Here is a 16761-nt window from a genome sequence, read left to right on the forward strand (position 1 = left end):
GCGAGTTTTTAATAGTGAAAATCATTTGTTAATATTCATAATATTAAGTTAACATATAGATAACCTTTAAATCAATGTGTAATCCAGAATGTAGTAATAAAGAATTCAGAGGGTGGAGAATGTAAAATGGTTATATTAGGAGCAGTTGTAAATGGGGTTTGTATTATAGTTGGTACTTTACTTGGTAAATTATTTAGTAATATTCCAGAAAGTATGAAAGGAACGATTATGCACGCAATTGGTTTAGCGGTCACGGTACTGGGACTCCAAATGGCATTGAAGAGTGAAAATTTTCTCGTTGTGATTTTAAGTTTAGTGATTGGAGCGGTAATGGGGGAATGGCTACAATTAGAAGAAAGGTTAAAATGTTTAGGAGATTGGCTAGAAAATAAAGTTGGATCGAAAGGTAAAGGAAGTATATCAGAAGGTTTTGTAACAGCTACTCTTATTTTTGCAATTGGCGCGATGGGGATACTTGGTGCATTGGATAGTGGTATTCGCGGGAATCACGATGTTTTATTTACGAAGGCGATTATCGATGGGTTCATTTCTATTATATTGACGACAACTCTTGGAATTGGCGTAGTATTTTCAGCGATTCCAGTTATCTTATATGAGGGAGCAATAGCAATCTTCGCAACGCAAATTAATAGTTTTGTACCAGAGAAGTTAATGAATCAATTTATAGTTGAAATGACAGCAACGGGCGGTATTATGATTTTTGCAATTGGATTAAACTTACTTGGATTTATTAAAATTAAAGTAGCAAATTTACTTCCAGGTATATTAGTAGTTGGAGTAATTGTTTCTATTATATATGGATACGGTTTGATATAAAATTGTTAAGGAAAGTGATATATATGGAGCAAACCCAATTCACAAAACGTGTACACAAAATATTGGAGATTGCAGTAGGAGAGGCTGGGTGTAATAAAGGTATTATTCATCCTGTTCATTTATTCATAGGTGCTTGTAAGGAAGGTACAGGAGTGTGTGGCGAGTTATATATGTATTTATTTCACAAGATGGGTATGGATTTTTTAGCAGAAATATCATTACTACAACGATATTATGTAAATGAAGAAAAGCGGATATGAGTATGCAATTATAGGACAAGCAGGTCCGATTGAGTTTTATGAGCGATGCTGCAATGCACGTTTAATACCTGTAGGGGATAATTAACCACCTTCCTTTGCTACAATGCAAAGGAAGGTGGTTTTATATGGAGAAAATAGTATAGGAACACAGGGAGTATTTTTGAAAAAGATTGATTCTGTTACAAAAACTTGTTTTCTATACAAAAATAGCGCGAGTTATAGGGTTTTATAATATATAAAGCAAATTACTAAACTTTTTCCAGGAAACGGTGTAGAATGGGTATCGAATGAAAGAAGGTGTGAAAATGGCCAGCTGGAAACGAAATTTAATGATTTGTTGGCTAGGTTGTTTTACCACTGCAGCCGGTATGAGTTTAGTAATTCCTTTTTTATCTTTTTATATTGAGGAACTAGGAGTGACTGGCACTTCTAGTATTGCACAGTGGTCGGGACTTGCATTTGGTGTAACATTTTTAATGGGGGCGATCGTATCACCGATATGGGGAAAGCTTGGTGATATACATGGACGGAAATTGATGCTTATTCGTGCGAGTCTTGGTATGGCGATAATTATGACGCTTATGGGGTTTGTGACAGATGTGTATCAATTAGTCGCACTTCGGTTTTTAATGGGAGCGGTATCAGGTTTCCTTTCTACAGCGATGACATTTATTGCAGCAGAAACTCCGCAAGAACATTCAGGTTGGGCAATTTCTACAATTTCAACTGGAGGCGTGAGTGGTTCATTACTTGGGCCAATACTTGGAGGTTATTTATCTGAGTTAATCGGAATGCGCCATGTCTTTCTAGTAACAGGAGCTTTCTTATTCCTTTCCTTTCTCATCGTCTTTTTCTTCTTACATGAAGAGAATCACTCTGCTAAAGCAAAAAAGGCACAACCGAAAAAAGTATGGACGATGGTCCCAGCAAAACATTTAATAATAAGTTTATTTGTGGCAACGTTTATTATTCAGCTTGCAAATATGTCAATTCAACCTATTATTACGTTGTACGTAAAGCATTTGGCAGGACCAGGAACAAATCATATTGAAATGATTGCAGGTGCAGTCATGTCTGCGACAGGATTAGCAGTTATTTTGGCAGCTCCTAAGCTAGGAAGATTATCAGATCATATTGGACCTCAAAAAACTTTAGTTGTAGCGTTGTTTGCTGCAGGAATTATTTTTATCCCGCAAGCATTTGTAACCTCAGCTTGGCAACTATTAATACTTCGTTTTTTATTAGGTATTGCACAAGCAGGATTATTACCTTCCGTACAAACTCTACTAAAACAACATACACCAACCCATGTAACGGGACGAATATTTGGATATAATCAGTCGTTTCAGTTTTTAGGAAATATGATTGGGCCAGTACTTGGTGGGCAAATTGCAGCTCATGCAGGCTTCCAATATGTTTTCTTCTCTACATCATCACTTTTATTTATTGCGTGTATTTGGGTATATTTTCATAGTAAGAACGCGGAATTATCAGAGAAGCAACATTTGGAAGTTAGTTAACAAGGTGAATGAAAAAAGGAAAAGGATGAAGCAATATACGCTTCATCCTTTTTCATTAAAATTGAAGACAAAGATAGCTTAACGTACCGAGCTCGTAGCTACGGTGAATGACGGTTCCTTTATTTTCACCGCTTCCCATTGCGATAAATAAAGGAACGAAATGTTCTGCTCTTGGCACAGCTAATTGTGCATGAGGAGCATTCTTTTCCCAATTAAACAATGTATCTTTATCATTAGTCTGCATATGATTTATAATCCAATCATCAAATTCAATTGCCCACTTTTCAGGTGTTGTTTCATTCCATTTGAGTGCTCGTAAATTATGAACGGTAACACCGCTGCCAATTACTAAAATATCTTCTTGTCCAAGTCCTTTTAGTGCCTCTCCAATTTCAAATTGCTCTTTTGCAGGAAGGAAAGGATTTACTGATATTTGTACGACAGGAATATTTGCTTCTGGATACATACGATGTAGGAGTGTCCATGAGCCGTGATCTAAACCTCTCGTCGTATTTTTATGGACTGGAATTCCTTTGTCTTTAAATTTCGCTTCCAGCATAGTTGCAATGTGGGAAGAACCTTTAGCTCGATATTGTATTTCATATAACTCGGGAGGGAATCCACCGAAATCATAAATTGTTTCATATTCGTCATCTGAAGAAGAAATCGTCAATACTTCACTTTCCCAGTGAGCGGTGAAAATAGCAATTGCTTTCGGTTTATATGTTTCTCCAAGTTTTTTTAAAAATCGTGTATAGTCTGTATCTTGAATAGCAAGCATTGGTGAACCATGTGCTAAAAATAATGATGGCATCATAATTGAAACCTCCTAAAAATATGATAATTACTTTATGTAAGTAACTATATAATTTTATTGTTGGTTCGTCAAGGTAATAGTTTAGAATGTAATCGGAAAAATAGATCATTTGTCATAATGAAAGCAATTGCATATAATACATAATAAGAATAATGAATGCATATTCATATTAAAAGAAAATATACATAATAGATTTGGGAGGTGTCGAAATGAACATACAGGAAAATTTCGTTACGGCATTGGATGAATCGGAAATTTATTTACGCAAGTGGTTACCAGAAGACAATCTGCGGGGGATTGTTCAAATTGCACATGGTATGACAGAACATGCAGGTGTGTATACAGAATTTATTGATGCTTTATTAGAAGCAGGATACGGTGTTTATGCTCATGATCATAAAGGACATGGGAAAACAGTGATAAGAGAAGAGGACTATGGTCATTTTGAGCCAGATATAGGCTGGAATCAGGCTGTGTCTGATGTTCTTTTTGTATCGGAAACGATAAAAAAAGAACAGAAATGTCCACTGTTTTTACTTGGACATAGTATGGGTTCTTTTTTATCAAGACGAGCTGTCCAACTTAAAGGCGAACTATATGATGGATTTCTTATTTCAGGAACTGGGGGGAATCCAGGGTTTTTAGGCGTCATTGGTCATAAAGTAGCGACAATTGAGATGAAACTACGCGGAGCAAAAACGAAAAGTCCGATGCTAAACTTCTTATCTTTCGGAAATTTCAACTCACACTTTAAGCCGAATCGTACGAAATTTGATTGGCTATCTTCAGATATAAGTCAAGTTGATAAATATATTGCTGATCCATTCTGTGGATTCATTTGTACGACGAGCTTTTATCGAGAATTATTTCATGGTGTACTTGAAGTAAATAGATTAGAAGAATATGAGAAGACTCCGAAAAATCTTCCAATACATATTTTCTCTGGAGATCGTGATCCTGTTGGGGATATGGGGAAAGGTGTAAAAGAAGTATATGAAAACTATAAAAAATGCGGTGTGAAAGATGTAACACTTCGTTTATATGAAAATGGTAGACATGAAATGTTCCATGAAGTGAATAGAGAAGATGTATTTCAAGATTTGATTTCATGGTTAGAAGAGCATATTGTATAAGAAGAAACCTCACTTCATGCTGAAGTGAGGTTTTTTGAGAAATTGGAGGATTGATTATGAGTGAATTTGTAAATAAAGAATATGTAGAAATAGATTTTCAAGATGTTTGGATAAAAGAAGAGGAATTGAAAAATTGCACCTTCATAAAATGCCGTTTTAGAGGGATAGATGCATCAGAAGTTTTTACTCAAAATTGTAATTTTATAGAATGTGATTTTACTGGTACTCTTTTTAATGCTTCTATCCATCAAGGAACTACGTTTGCTAATTGTAGGTTTTTTGGTGCGAATTTATTTGTATCTAAGTTTGAAGAATGTAAAATGACTGGTTCTGATTTCGAAGAGGCTAATTTAGACGGAATAACAATTATATCAGGCGATTGGTCATATACGAATTTAAGGTTTGCGAACTTAAGTAAACAAATTCTAAAGGGTATTCGTTTAATTGAAGCTGACTTATATGAATGTAATTTAGAAAAAGCAGATTTGCGTGAGGCGGATTTAACGGGCGCACAATTAGGCAAAGTAAAACTTAGCGGTGCAGATTTAAGAGGAGCTGTAGTGGATAGAATTGATTTTAAAGCTTTTGATTTAAAAAACGTGAAATTAGATATAGCGCAGGCGGTTGCAGTTGCGAGATGTTATGGAGCGAAGGTAAATTAAATAATTTTAAAAAATATTTTCTATATATGAGGCTATTTTATTAGCAAGAGTCGATGTTAATAGTGTAGATACATAGATTAGCAAGTTGATTTCTAATCTATGAAAATAAAAGGTTTTTTGAATTACTTTCCGAATCATTTTAGTAGTTTACATATCGAAGGTGAGGAAAAAGAATCATGAAGATAAGAGAAGCTTTATTAAGTGAAGCAAATGAATTAAGTAAACTCGCACTACATTCAAAAGCTACATGGGATTATAGTGAAGAATTTATTTTAGCTTGTAAGGAAGATTTAACGATTTCAGAGGATTACATAAAAAAAAATTTTGTATATGTTTTAGAAAATAATAATACAAAGATTGGATTTTTCTCATTTTTATGTAATGAAAATGCTCTCGATTTCCTATACATCCACCCTTGTTATAAAGGAAAAGGATACGGAAAAATACTTTGGAATTTTGTTATAGAAAAAGCAAATGAACTAAGGCTAAACAGCTTTACGATTGATAGTGACCCAAATGCGAAAGGGTTTTATTTGAAAATGGGGGCAAAGTTAATCGGTGAGACACCATCAACAGTGTATAAAAATCGTCTTTTACCTCTTTTACAATACGATGTGTAAAACTACCGATGTCAGGGGATGCTGAAAATGGATAGCATAAAGATTAAACAAATATATGAAGCATTAAGAAAATCTTGGTCAATAGAAACGAGTTCTAAGTGGACGAGCGAAAACCCAGCAAAGGGACAATGTGGTGTAACGGCCCTTATTGTTCAAGAATTATGCGGGGGAGAGATAAAAAAGACGAAGATAGGAGAAGTGTGGCATTTTTACAATATGGTAGATGAGAAAAGACATGATCTTACGTGGAGCCAATTTCATGAAAAATTAAAATATATGGACATTAAGTCGAGTCGTGAAGAAGCATTTGCAGATACGAATGAAATACAATATGACAGTTTGAAGGAAAAGATAGCTAAAGAATTAAAATTATCTTTTGACTCTTAATCTCTAATAAGTTACTATAATGGTGGTAACTAATTAAAGGGAACTACATAGAGTTGAAAGGGGAAATACTTTTGAAAACAGCTTATGTAAGCGCTGCGATTGTAACGTTAAATGAACAAAATGAAGTGTTAGAAAACGGATATATCATTGTAGAAGATGATCGAATTATAGAAGTGAATAGTGGAGAAATCCCTTCTTATTATGAAGTGAATGAAGTAATAGACATGAAAGGAAAGTGGATTTTACCAGGGCTTGTAAATACACATACACATGTTGTTATGAGTCTTTTAAGAGGTATCGGAGATGATATGTTATTACAGCCGTGGCTAGAGACGAGAATTTGGCCTTTAGAAGGTCAATTTACTCCGGAACTTGCCGTTGCTAGTACGGAATTAGGGTTACTTGAAATGGTGAAAAGTGGTACGACAACATTCTCTGATATGTTTAACCCAATTGGAGTAGACCAAGATGCAATTATGGAAACGGTATCAAAAAGCGGAATGCGAGCTGCTGTTTCAAGAACTTTGTTCAGCTTCGGAACGAAAGAAGATGAAAAGAAAGCGATTGAAGAGGCTGAGAAATATGTGAAGCGCTATTATAAGGAAAGTGGTATGTTAACTACGATGGTTGCACCGCATAGTCCATATACATGCTCTACAGAAATGTTAGAAGAGTGTGCACGTATTGCAGTAGAAAATCAAACTATGGTTCATATTCACCTTTCTGAAACGGAGCGTGAAGTACATGATATTGAAGCAAAATACGGGAAACGTCCAGTAGAATATGCGGCAAGCTGCGGGTTATTTAAGCGACCAACAGTCATTGCACATGGCGTTGTTTTAAATGAAAATGAGCGTGCTTTCTTGGCAGAACATGATGTTCGGGTAGCTCATAATCCGAATAGTAATTTAAAACTAGGCTCTGGTATAGCGAATGTAAAAGCGATGCTAGAAGCTGGGATTAAAGTAGGAATTGCTACAGATAGTGTTGCGTCTAACAATAATTTAGACATGTTTGAAGAAATGCGTATTGCGACTTTATTACAAAAAGGTATTCATCAAGATGCAACGGCATTACCAGTTGAAACAGCTCTTTCTCTTGCGATGAAAGGAGCAGCTGAAGTAATTGGGATGAAACAAACAGGATCACTTGAGCCTGGAAAGTGTGCCGATTTTATTACAATTGATCCATCTAATAAGCCGCATTTACAACCAGCAGATGAAGTGTTATCACATCTTGTATATGCAGCAAGTGGAAAAGATATAAGTGATGTAATAATTAACGGAAAGCGTGTCGTTTGGAACGGTGAATGTAAAACATTAGATGAAGAGCGTATAATATTTGAAGCGAGTCGTTATAAACGAGGTTTACAAAGATAGGTATTTAAATGTACGTTGAGAAAGCTATCCTTTCTAGGAAATAGAATAGGGTAGCTTTTTTTGTTGAACGAATAAATATTCAATGTAATGTCGCATCTTTCTATTGATATTTCTGCTATAATATATAACGTTTTATAATATTTTATTTTTAAGGAGAGCAATTTATGAAGCGAAAAAAGAGCCGTTTAATGGTAATGGCACTTGTTACATCTTTATTTTTAACAGCTTGTACTAATAAAGCTAATAAAAGTAATACAGAGGCTCAAAAACAAGTGTTAAATCTAACAGTATCAGAAGAAATTCCTTCTCTTGATACTGCGAAAACGATGGATGGTACATCAGCGCACGTTATGCAAAACATATTTGAAGGGTTATATGTACTAGATGATCAAGATAATCCTATTCCCGCTGTAGCAAAATCGTTTGAAAGAAGTGAAGATGGTAAAAAATATATATTTGATTTGCGTAAAGATGCAAAGTGGTCAAATGGAGACCCAGTAACAGCAAATGATTTTATGTTTGCGTGGAGACGAGCGGTAAGCCATGAAACAGCGTCTCAATATGCGTACATGCTGTTTTATATAAAAAATGCGAAAGAGATAAATAAGGGAGCAATTCCTCTTAATGAACTTGGGGTAAAAGTAGTAGATGATTATACGTTAGAAGTTGAACTAGAACAGCCGACTCCGTATTTTTTACAGTTGCTAGCGCTACCGATATACTTACCGCAGCAGGAATCATTTTTGAAAGAACAAGGGCAAAATTATGGACTTGAGCCTAGTAATCTCATATATAATGGTCCATTCGTGTTAGAGAAATGGAAGCATGAACAAGAATTTCAATTAAAGAAAAATAATACATATTGGGATAAAAAGAAAGTGAAATTAGATGAAATAAACTTTCAAATTGTAAAAGATACAATGACAGCTGTAAATTTATATGAAGCTAGTAATCTTGATCGCGTAGCTATTAATTCACAATTTGTAGACAAGTATAAAGGGAAAAAAGAATTGCATATGTCGAGCGATCCTGGAATTGCGATGCTTCGATTTAATGAAAAAAATAAAGCGTTAGCAAATAAAAAAGTTCGTCAATCTATTTCCTTAGCGTTAAATAAAGAAGATTTTGTCGCTCATTTTATTAATAATGGGGCGAAGTCTGCGAATGGACTCGTACCAGAAGGTCACAAAAATGAAGAGACAGGTAAAGATTTCAGAAAAGAAAATGGAGATATTTCTCCATATGATTTACCAAGAGCAAAAAGTATTTGGGAAGAAGCGAAAAAAGAACTTGGGGTAGAACAGGTAACAATGGAGTTCTTAACGTTTGAACAAGATAACGCAAAACGTATGGCGGAATATATAAAAGGTGATTTAGAAAAGAACTTGCAAGGATTAACGATACAAATTAAACAACAGCCATTTAAACAAAAGTTGCAATTAGAACAAACAGGTGAGTACGATATATCTATGGTAATTTGGGGACCAGATTATAAAGACCCTATTAGTTATTTAGAGCCATTTACGACAAGCAATCCAAATAATAAAATGAGTTACTCCAATCCTCATTACGATGAGCTAATAAAAAAAGCTGAAAATGATTTTGTACTAGATCAGACAAAAAGATGGGAAGCGTTGCAAGAAGCTGAACGTATCGTATTAGAAGACGCTGCGATAGCACCGCTTTATCATATTGGTTCAGCTTATGTACAAAAGGATTATGTAAAAGGAATTGATAAGCATCAATTTGGTGGTGTTTATACTTATAAGAATGCTTATATCGCTAATAAGTAAAATTATTTATTCTAAAAAAGAAACCTGACTTTTAAAAGTCAGGTTTCTTTTTTTACACATAATTTCTATTAAACCGATTTTAATAAAGAATAAAAATTCGTATCATATGGGATATCATTTTGATACATATAGTTTTTTAGAACCCCTTCTTTTTCAAACCCTAATTTTAATAGCACTTTATTTGAAGCTTCATTTTCAAGAAATACAATTGCCCCAATCCGTTTTAAATGAAGCGTGTGGAAACCGTATGATATAACTTCAGACACTGCCTCAGTAGCATATCCATTTCCCCAGTGTTCAGGGAAAAAGGCATAACTTATATTTGCTCGTTTATGCTCAGAAGACCAATCATGAAAACCAATTGTTCCAATGATTCCTTTCTTGTTTTTTAATTCGATTCCCCATTTTATGCCGTTTCTTGCATTGTAACTCAACTTAAAATTATTAATGATTTGTTTTACTTGATCTACATTCTCTAATGGTTTTTGGCCATAATACCGCAATACTTCAGTATTAGAAAAGCAATGTAATATACCTGTCGCATCTTCTTCGGTAAGTTCTCGCAAAATGAGTCGATCGGTTTTTAATAGAGGAAACATGTCTTCGCTCCTTTTCATATGAAAATAGAATGTATTTGTTATTATATAATTTAATCTGAAAATAAAGATTATTCAAGGTGTAGTGGCGATTTTAATTTATGTTAAACTTAATTGTGGAATATATTTCAAAAAGAGGTTTATATATGGAGAAAAACTCAATTTTAATCGTAGACGATGATCGAGATATTATTCGATTCATAAATGTAAATTTAAAGCAAGAAGGTTTTACGGTTTTTAGTGCTGACAACGGAGAAGAGGCATTAGAGATATTGAATAATAATAATATTCAACTTGCTATTCTTGATGTTATGATGCCTCAAATGGATGGGATTGAATTGTGTAGAAGGATAAGGGAGACGCATAGTATTCCGATTATGTTTTTAAGTGCAAAATCATCAGATGTAGATAAAGTAATCGGATTAAGTACAGGAGCAGATGATTATATCGTAAAGCCATTTAGTACAATTGAATTTATTGCAAGGGTGAAAGCTCAATTAAGAAGATATACATATTTTAATCAAAATACTGTTCAAGTAATTGAAAAGAAAATAAACATTAGAGGTTTAGAAATAGATGAAGTGTCGAGAGCAGTGATGCTATATGGACAGGCAATTAATCTTACGAAAACTGAATATGATATATTGCAGTTAATGGCAGCTGCAAGAAATCGTGTTTTCACAATTGAAGAAATATATGAAAGTGTTTGGAATGAAAGGGCTCATGAAAGTAATAATACGGTAATGGTTCATATTGCTAGGTTAAGAAATAAAATTGAGGGCAATCCAAAAGAGCCGAAGTTTATACAAAATGTTTGGGGAGTCGGATATAAAATTGGAGATTAAATTATTACAAGGAATTAGAGCTAAATTCTTTTTCGCATTCATATGTAGTATTTTGTTTGCTACGGTAAGTATCATATTAGTTCAAATTTTATTTGGAAGTATATATAGTGATGTTATCGCGCTAGAGGAAAGATATTCATTTCTTTATTTTATAGTTTTTCTTCTTTTAACCACTATATATTTTGCATTACTGACAAAAACAACTATAAAAAGATTGAATGAGATTAACCAGTGTGTGAAGGAAATAAGCAATGGTAATTTGGAAATACATATACCTATTTCGAAAAGCGATGAGATTGGTGAATTAGCGACGAATGTTAATAGAATGGCCCAAAGTTTAAAAGAGTCTATTGAGAATGAAAAAAAATCACAGGAAATGAAAAATGAAATGATTAGTAATATTTCGCATGACTTACGAACGCCTGTAACATCTTTAATAGGTTATGCTGATCTATTAGGAAATAAGCTTCATTCAAATATAGAAGAATGTGAACAATATGTAAGTGTATTAAAGCGAAAGAGCTATGAATTAAAAAGTCAGGTAGATGATTTGCTAGAATACTGTCAAATAAATTATAGAGAAAAAGAATTACATAAAGATGTAATAAATATGAAAGCATTAATTGAACAAATTATGATTGATTTTGTACCACAATTAGATGATGCCAATATGAGCTTTTATATTAAAAGTGATGAGGAGCTACATGTGGAAGTTGATGTAGCACTTATAGTGAGACTATTGGAAAATGTAATTAGTAATAGCATTATGTACGGGAAAGATGGAAAGAAAATTTTGATTCGAATTTCAAAAAGAGAAATGAATGTTGAAATAGAAATTAAAAATTTTGGGCAACGCATTCCAAAGGAGAATCTTCCTTACGTTTTTGAAAAGTTTTACCGTGGTGAAAAATCACGTAGCTCTCATACGGGTGGAAAAGGAATGGGACTTGCGATTGCGAAGAGCATAGCACATCTTCATAAAGGGGATATAGCGGTGCGTAGTAACGATGAAGAAACAGTTTTTACTGTTACTTTATCACAATATAATAAAACGTAAGAAAGTCGTAAGTATTTCTTTCATATGTCGTAAATTTTACTTCGTATCATGGAGAATAAAGATATGAGAGTAGGGATACAGCATGTGGAAGAAATTCATATTAATAATTTTAGTTGTTGTTTTAATTACAAGTTGGAGTTTAATTTATTTAGCTAATGGTGTTGTATCAGTTTTTGCTTGGTGGAGCATACAAATTTTCAGCTTGTTTTCTATCGTTATTTTACTGGGCTCATTGATCATTGTTGTATGGGAAATGGCCTTTAGAAAATGTATAGATAAAGTGATGATTTTTATTATTCTTTTTTCTTTTATTGGGGCTTGGCCCGCGGGGTGGTTTGGTGGAATGGGGAGGATTGCTTATCCGGCAGAAGTAGATTCCATGACTCCAAAAGTAGTAGTCCGTTTTCCATTGCATCAACGAGCGCTAATAGGATGGGGTGGTGATCGGCTTGATACGAATTATCATGTGATAAAACCAAATGAACGATGGGCATATGATATTCTTATTCCGCCTGCTGAAGTGAAGAGTATTAAGTTAGAGGATTACGGAATATATGGGGCAGAAGTAGTAGCGCCAGCTTCAGGAACAGTCGTATCAACTCAAAATGATGAAAGAGATTTAGTTCCAGGGACAGATGATTTTGAATCAATGGCTGGTAATCATATTTATTTACAGTTAGATGAAACAGGGACATATTTGTTTATTGCACATTTAAAGAGAGATTCCATCAAAGTGCGTGAAGGACAACATGTAAGCGAAGGGGAAGTCATTGCTCAAGTTGGTAACTCGGGAAGTTCAAGTGAACCACATTTACATATCCATCATCAAAGACAGGATCCATCCAAGACGAGTATGTTTTTTACGGAAGGATTGCCACTTTATTTTCGAACTGAAAAAGGTGCAGTGATGCCGGAAAGAGGCGAATATATAAAATGGAATTAGGGGGAAGCGCTGATGTGGGAGAAGCATTACGTTGAAACTGATAGAGGGGAATTTGAGTATTTTAAAAAGGGAGAAGGAAAACCACTTTGTGTAACACATTTATACAGTGAGTTTAATAGCAATGGCAACTTATTTGCCTCTGCATTTACGAATCTTTACACAGTGTACCTTATAAATTTAAGGGGGTGTGGAAATTCTACACACGACACAACTGAATTTAATCTAGGAATAGTAGATTCTGTACGTGATTTAGAGGCAATACGTGAAGCGTTAAATATTAAAGAATGGACGTATGCAGGTCATTCAACAGGCGGGATGCTTGCTTTACAGTATGCGGTAATGTGTCCAGAGAATCTTGTGAAAATTATAGCTGGTGGGTTATGTGCATCAGCTGAGTATATGAATCACAAAAATAGTATTTATTGTAGAGAGAACAATCAAAATGCTCGTTTAAAAGAAATATTTGCAGTGCTCAGGGACACAGCTTCTACAATTGACGAGAGGCGTACGGTAAGTAAAGAGTGGACAATGATGTCTTTGTATAATGAATCAGCATATGACGAAATGATAACTAGACCAAATAGCGGTAAAACAATATCAAAACGTCTTGATTACTTTTCTTACAAGGAGTTACCTACATTTGATTTACGTCCACAATTAGAGAGTGTATATATAGAGGCTCATATTTACGCTGGAATTTATGATGCACAGTGTCCACATGAATGTGCAATTGAAGTGGCGGAACTTATGCCAAATGCAATATTGTCGACATTTGAATACAGTAGTCATTTTCCGTTTATTGAGGAAGAGAAAGAGTTTAAAAAGTTTGTTGAAAGAACAGTGTAGCATGTAAATAGAAGATACAATAATGAGTCGAAAAAAATATTAATTTAACAATAAAATTTAAAATTAATAAGAGAAGGCTGTCTCTAAAACAATCTTTGGGACAGCCTTCTTCTTTCGTTATCCTGCAAATGTTTGATACAGTAAGAAAATGTTTAAAACAATAACGAGTGCAGCGATTATCCATGCAATGAATGTTGTAATGCGATGGTTAACGAGTGCGCCCATAATCTTCTTATTACTTGTAAACATAATAAGTGGTACTAATGCAAAGGCAATACCGAACGATAAGACAACTTGGCTCATTACGAGAGCGTAAGTTGGGTTTACACCTAAAGCGATAATAGCGAGAGGTGGAATCATTGTTATAAATCGGCGTAAATATAACGGAATATGCATTCGAATGAATCCTTGCATAATAATATCACCTGACATTGTACCGACCGAAGAGCTAGATAATCCGGCTGATAAGAGTCCGATTCCAAATAAAGCAGCGGATACAGGGCCGACTAAATGACTAAATTGATTAAATGCAACATCTAAATCCTCAACATGTAGACCGTTTTTAAAGAATAGTGCAGCAGCAACAATTAGCATACTTGCATTAATTGCTCCTGCGATAACCATTGCAATAATAATGTCGATGAATTCGAAGCGGAAAATCTTTTTCTTTTGTTCATCATTTGTTCCGACTACGCGGCGCTGCGTTAAGGCCGAGTGTAAATATATTGCGTGCGGCATTACGGTTGCGCCTAAAATTCCAGCCGCTAATAAGATGCTATCCACACCTTGGAATTTTGGAGTAAATAGTCCTGAAAGAAGAGGGCCTAATTCCGGTTTTGCGTAAAAGACTTGGACACCAAAAGCGATAACAACGATAAAAATCATTCCTGTAATAATAGCTTCTAATGGACGAAAGCCTCTGCGTTGAAATTCAAGAATAATAAATGACCCAACCGCTGTAATTAAAGCAGCTGGTAACATCGGAATTCCAAATAGTAAGTATAAGCCGAGTGCTGCCCCAATAAATTCAGCTAAATCTGTAGCCATAATAACGAGTTCCCCTTGAATCCATAAACCAATGGAAACTGGTTTGGGGAAGTTTTCGCGAGCTACTTCAGGAAGGTTTCTCCCAGTAGCGATTCCTAATTTAGCTGATAATGTTTGAATTAATACAGCCATTAAATTAGAAGCGAGTATTACCCAAAGTAATAAATACCCATATTGTGATCCAGCCGCGATATTTGTAGCGAAGTTCCCGGGATCAATATAGGCAACTGATGCGATGAAAGCAGGCCCTAAGAATGGTAACAGTCTTTTAAAGCCTTTTGTTTGTCCGCTTAACACTAAATGGGCTGATTGAACTGTTGTACTTTGAGAAGGGACTTGTTCATCTTTTGTTATATCTTTATTCATAGTAGTTTTCCCCTTTGAAATCTTAACTTGATGAAATTATTGTATTTATTCTTGCTCATTATTTCAATACATTTAAATATATTATGTGGCAATTTCATTTGAACATAAAAGTTTCCTTAATGCAAATTATATGACTGCATGCAATGAATGGTGTAACGATGTAAAAATATTTTGGGAGTTTATGGTTGCTGAATAAGGGGGAAGATAATAAATTAAAGGGTTGTTTTTGAAATTTATGTGAACATAAAGCCTATATTACAGCATATTAATTGATGGAAATGAAATTGTATGATATATAATATATTGGGATTACAACATAACCGTAGTGTTTTGTTCTGTAATCTTGTTTTTATTTCTGTTAACTTATAGAAAAAATTGTAAATAGAAGAAAATGTGCTGACTATGTAAACTTTTTCTTATTATATATGTTTTGATATGAACGTTAACTTATACATGATTTTAAAATTTAGATAGGTGGTAGAAATACATTGGCAACTACAAAACCATATAGAGTATTACTGTATTACATGTATACAACAATTGAAAACCCAGAAGAATTCGCTGCTGAGCATTTAGAATTTTGTAATTCACTTGAATTAAAAGGAAGAATTCTTGTAGCAACAGAAGGAATTAACGGAACTTGTTCGGGAACTGTTGAACAAACAGAGAAATACATGGAAGCAATGAAGAACGACCCACGCTTTGATGGAATCGTGTTTAAAGTAGATGAAGAAGATGAGCATGCGTTCAAGAAAATGCACGTGCGTCCTCGACCGGAGTTAGTTACACTTCGTCTAGAAGATGACATTAATCCGAAAGAAATAACTGGGAAATATTTAGAGCCAAAAGATTTCTATGAGGCAATGAAACAAGATGATACAGTTATCATTGATGCACGAAATGATTATGAGTTTGATTTAGGACACTTCAAAGGTGCAATTAAACCTGATATTGAATCATTCCGTGAATTACCAGATTGGATTAGAGAAAATAAAGAAACACTTGAAGGTAAAAAGATTTTAACGTACTGTACAGGCGGAATTCGTTGTGAGAAGTTTTCTGGTTGGTTAGTTCGAGAAGGTTATGAAGATGTAGGTCAGCTTCACGGCGGAATTGTAACTTACGGAAAAGATCCAGAAGTACAAGGTGAACTTTGGGATGGTCAATGTTACGTATTTGATGAGCGTATCTCTGTACCAGTAAACCGAAAAGAGCACGTTATTGTAGGTAAAGATCACTTTACGGGTGAACCGTGTGAGCGCTATGTAAACTGTGCAAATCCAGAATGTAACAAGAAAATTTTATGTTCTGAAGAAAATGAAGCAAAACATTTACGTGCATGTTCTCATGAATGTCGTGTGCACCCACGTAATCGTTATGTAGCACAACACGAATTAACAGAAGAGCAAGTAGCTGCTGCATTAGAGCAAATCGAAGCAGGGAAGTAAGCAGAATTAGTGTAATAAAAAAAGAGGCTATTCCAAAGTTCATTTTGGAATAGCCTCTTTTTTATTATATATAGCTATTGTCAGTTTTTGTCGGCCAATCGATATATCTTAAAAATCGTTAATATATTCGAAAAATCACCGATAAAAATTTCATTTACTAACGTACGGCACGCATTACAAAATTGAAAAATCATCTTTTGGAGCC

At 34.5% G+C, this 16761-nt stretch carries 16 protein-coding genes and 1 pseudogene; 14 read left to right on the forward strand and 3 right to left on the reverse strand.

Annotated features, from left to right (window positions below):
- Positions 1 to 126 precede the first annotated feature (126 nt).
- The 3 genes and pseudogenes from MR109_RS09960 to MR109_RS09970 all read left to right on the forward strand — a co-directional run bounded on the left by MR109_RS09960 (position 127) and on the right by MR109_RS09970 (position 2617).
- Complete coding sequence (locus MR109_RS09960) at positions 127 to 837, forward strand: DUF554 domain-containing protein (RefSeq protein WP_025150624.1); 711 nt, start codon at positions 127 to 129, stop codon at positions 835 to 837.
- A gap of 23 nt (positions 838 to 860) precedes the next feature.
- A pseudogene (locus MR109_RS09965) lies at positions 861 to 1082 on the forward strand (GNAT family N-acetyltransferase); the annotation flags it as partial.
- A gap of 320 nt (positions 1083 to 1402) precedes the next feature.
- Complete coding sequence (locus tag MR109_RS09970; RefSeq protein ID WP_002171367.1) at positions 1403 to 2617, forward strand: multidrug efflux MFS transporter; 1215 nt, start codon at positions 1403 to 1405, stop codon at positions 2615 to 2617.
- A 55-nt stretch (positions 2618 to 2672) separates the two neighbouring features.
- Here MR109_RS09970 and MR109_RS09975 read toward each other — a convergent pair whose 3' ends face one another.
- On the reverse strand, positions 2673 to 3434 hold the full coding sequence (locus MR109_RS09975; protein ID WP_242271936.1) for a DODA-type extradiol aromatic ring-opening family dioxygenase: 762 nt from the start codon (positions 3432 to 3434) through the stop codon (positions 2673 to 2675).
- Between the two features lie 209 nt (positions 3435 to 3643).
- Between MR109_RS09975 and MR109_RS09980 the strand changes: the two genes are divergently transcribed.
- The 6 genes from MR109_RS09980 (at position 3644) to MR109_RS10005 (ending at position 9408) form a co-directional block, all read left to right on the forward strand.
- Positions 3644 to 4567, forward strand: coding sequence for an alpha/beta hydrolase (locus MR109_RS09980; RefSeq protein WP_242271937.1), 924 nt, complete (start codon positions 3644 to 3646; stop codon positions 4565 to 4567).
- Positions 4568 to 4623: 56 nt separating this feature from the next.
- Positions 4624 to 5229, forward strand: a complete 606-nt coding sequence (locus MR109_RS09985) for a pentapeptide repeat-containing protein (protein WP_048375939.1) — start codon at positions 4624 to 4626, stop codon at positions 5227 to 5229.
- Positions 5230 to 5405: 176 nt separating this feature from the next.
- Entirely contained in the window at positions 5406 to 5849 is a 444-nt protein-coding gene (locus MR109_RS09990) for a GNAT family N-acetyltransferase (RefSeq protein ID WP_048375940.1), read from the forward strand.
- A 27-nt stretch (positions 5850 to 5876) separates the two neighbouring features.
- Positions 5877 to 6236 (forward strand): YunG family protein, encoded by a 360-nt coding sequence (locus MR109_RS09995; protein ID WP_242271938.1) that lies wholly within the window; start codon positions 5877 to 5879, stop codon positions 6234 to 6236.
- Positions 6237 to 6289: 53 nt separating this feature from the next.
- Positions 6290 to 7615, forward strand: a complete 1326-nt coding sequence (locus MR109_RS10000; RefSeq protein WP_242271940.1) for a bifunctional S-methyl-5'-thioadenosine deaminase/S-adenosylhomocysteine deaminase — start codon at positions 6290 to 6292, stop codon at positions 7613 to 7615.
- 164 nt (positions 7616 to 7779) lie between these two features.
- Positions 7780 to 9408, forward strand: a complete 1629-nt coding sequence (locus tag MR109_RS10005) for a peptide ABC transporter substrate-binding protein (protein WP_242271941.1) — start codon at positions 7780 to 7782, stop codon at positions 9406 to 9408.
- A 68-nt stretch (positions 9409 to 9476) separates the two neighbouring features.
- Here MR109_RS10005 and MR109_RS10010 read toward each other — a convergent pair whose 3' ends face one another.
- On the reverse strand, positions 9477 to 10007 hold the full coding sequence (locus MR109_RS10010; protein WP_071720690.1) for a GNAT family N-acetyltransferase: 531 nt from the start codon (positions 10005 to 10007) through the stop codon (positions 9477 to 9479).
- A 143-nt stretch (positions 10008 to 10150) separates the two neighbouring features.
- Between MR109_RS10010 and MR109_RS10015 the strand changes: the two genes are divergently transcribed.
- The 4 genes from MR109_RS10015 to MR109_RS10030 all read left to right on the forward strand — a co-directional run bounded on the left by MR109_RS10015 (position 10151) and on the right by MR109_RS10030 (position 13695).
- Positions 10151 to 10849 (forward strand): response regulator transcription factor, encoded by a 699-nt coding sequence (locus MR109_RS10015; protein ID WP_242271942.1) that lies wholly within the window; start codon positions 10151 to 10153, stop codon positions 10847 to 10849.
- A complete protein-coding gene (locus MR109_RS10020) occupies positions 10815 to 11906 on the forward strand; it encodes a sensor histidine kinase (protein ID WP_242271943.1) in 1092 nt (363 codons plus the stop codon). Before MR109_RS10015 ends, MR109_RS10020 begins: the two co-directional genes overlap by 35 nt.
- 82 nt (positions 11907 to 11988) lie before the next feature.
- Positions 11989 to 12849, forward strand: coding sequence for a M23 family metallopeptidase (locus tag MR109_RS10025; RefSeq protein WP_242271944.1), 861 nt, complete (start codon positions 11989 to 11991; stop codon positions 12847 to 12849).
- A gap of 12 nt (positions 12850 to 12861) precedes the next feature.
- Positions 12862 to 13695, forward strand: coding sequence for an alpha/beta fold hydrolase (locus MR109_RS10030; RefSeq protein WP_242271945.1), 834 nt, complete (start codon positions 12862 to 12864; stop codon positions 13693 to 13695).
- Between the two features lie 117 nt (positions 13696 to 13812).
- On the opposite strand, the gene MR109_RS10035 is transcribed toward MR109_RS10030, so the two are convergent.
- A complete protein-coding gene (locus MR109_RS10035) occupies positions 13813 to 15108 on the reverse strand; it encodes an Nramp family divalent metal transporter (RefSeq protein WP_242271946.1) in 1296 nt (431 codons plus the stop codon).
- 488 nt (positions 15109 to 15596) lie between these two features.
- On the opposite strand from MR109_RS10035, the gene trhO reads away from it, so the two are divergent.
- Positions 15597 to 16556 carry an oxygen-dependent tRNA uridine(34) hydroxylase TrhO gene (trhO, locus tag MR109_RS10040; RefSeq protein ID WP_071720681.1) on the forward strand — a complete coding sequence of 320 codons (960 nt, stop codon included), beginning with the start codon at positions 15597 to 15599 and terminating at the stop codon, positions 16554 to 16556.
- Positions 16557 to 16761 lie beyond the last annotated feature (205 nt).

Origin of the sequence: Bacillus cereus group sp. BfR-BA-01310, from assembly GCF_022664325.1 — a bacterium.
GTDB classification, from domain to species: domain Bacteria; phylum Bacillota; class Bacilli; order Bacillales; family Bacillaceae_G; genus Bacillus_A; species Bacillus_A paramycoides.

Bases quoted from the DNA above. Each gene is read 5' to 3' on its own strand.
- MR109_RS10035 (WP_242271946.1), bottom strand. From the start codon at position 15,108: ATGAATAAAGATATAACAAAAGATGAACAAGTCCCTTCTCAAAGTACA.
- MR109_RS09960 (WP_025150624.1), top strand. From the start codon at position 127: ATGGTTATATTAGGAGCAGTTGTAAATGGGGTTTGTATTATAGTTGGT.
- MR109_RS09990 (WP_048375940.1), top strand. From the start codon at position 5,406: ATGAAGATAAGAGAAGCTTTATTAAGTGAAGCAAATGAATTAAGTAAA.
- MR109_RS09975 (WP_242271936.1), bottom strand. From the start codon at position 3,434: ATGATGCCATCATTATTTTTAGCACATGGTTCACCAATGCTTGCTATT.
- MR109_RS09970 (WP_002171367.1), top strand. From the start codon at position 1,403: ATGGCCAGCTGGAAACGAAATTTAATGATTTGTTGGCTAGGTTGTTTT.
- MR109_RS10015 (WP_242271942.1), top strand. From the start codon at position 10,151: ATGGAGAAAAACTCAATTTTAATCGTAGACGATGATCGAGATATTATT.
- MR109_RS09995 (WP_242271938.1), top strand. From the start codon at position 5,877: ATGGATAGCATAAAGATTAAACAAATATATGAAGCATTAAGAAAATCT.
- MR109_RS10025 (WP_242271944.1), top strand. From the start codon at position 11,989: ATGTGGAAGAAATTCATATTAATAATTTTAGTTGTTGTTTTAATTACA.
- MR109_RS10030 (WP_242271945.1), top strand. From the start codon at position 12,862: ATGTGGGAGAAGCATTACGTTGAAACTGATAGAGGGGAATTTGAGTAT.
- MR109_RS09980 (WP_242271937.1), top strand. From the start codon at position 3,644: ATGAACATACAGGAAAATTTCGTTACGGCATTGGATGAATCGGAAATT.
- MR109_RS09985 (WP_048375939.1), top strand. From the start codon at position 4,624: ATGAGTGAATTTGTAAATAAAGAATATGTAGAAATAGATTTTCAAGAT.
- MR109_RS10010 (WP_071720690.1), bottom strand. From the start codon at position 10,007: ATGTTTCCTCTATTAAAAACCGATCGACTCATTTTGCGAGAACTTACC.
- MR109_RS10020 (WP_242271943.1), top strand. From the start codon at position 10,815: ATGTTTGGGGAGTCGGATATAAAATTGGAGATTAAATTATTACAAGGA.
- MR109_RS10005 (WP_242271941.1), top strand. From the start codon at position 7,780: ATGAAGCGAAAAAAGAGCCGTTTAATGGTAATGGCACTTGTTACATCT.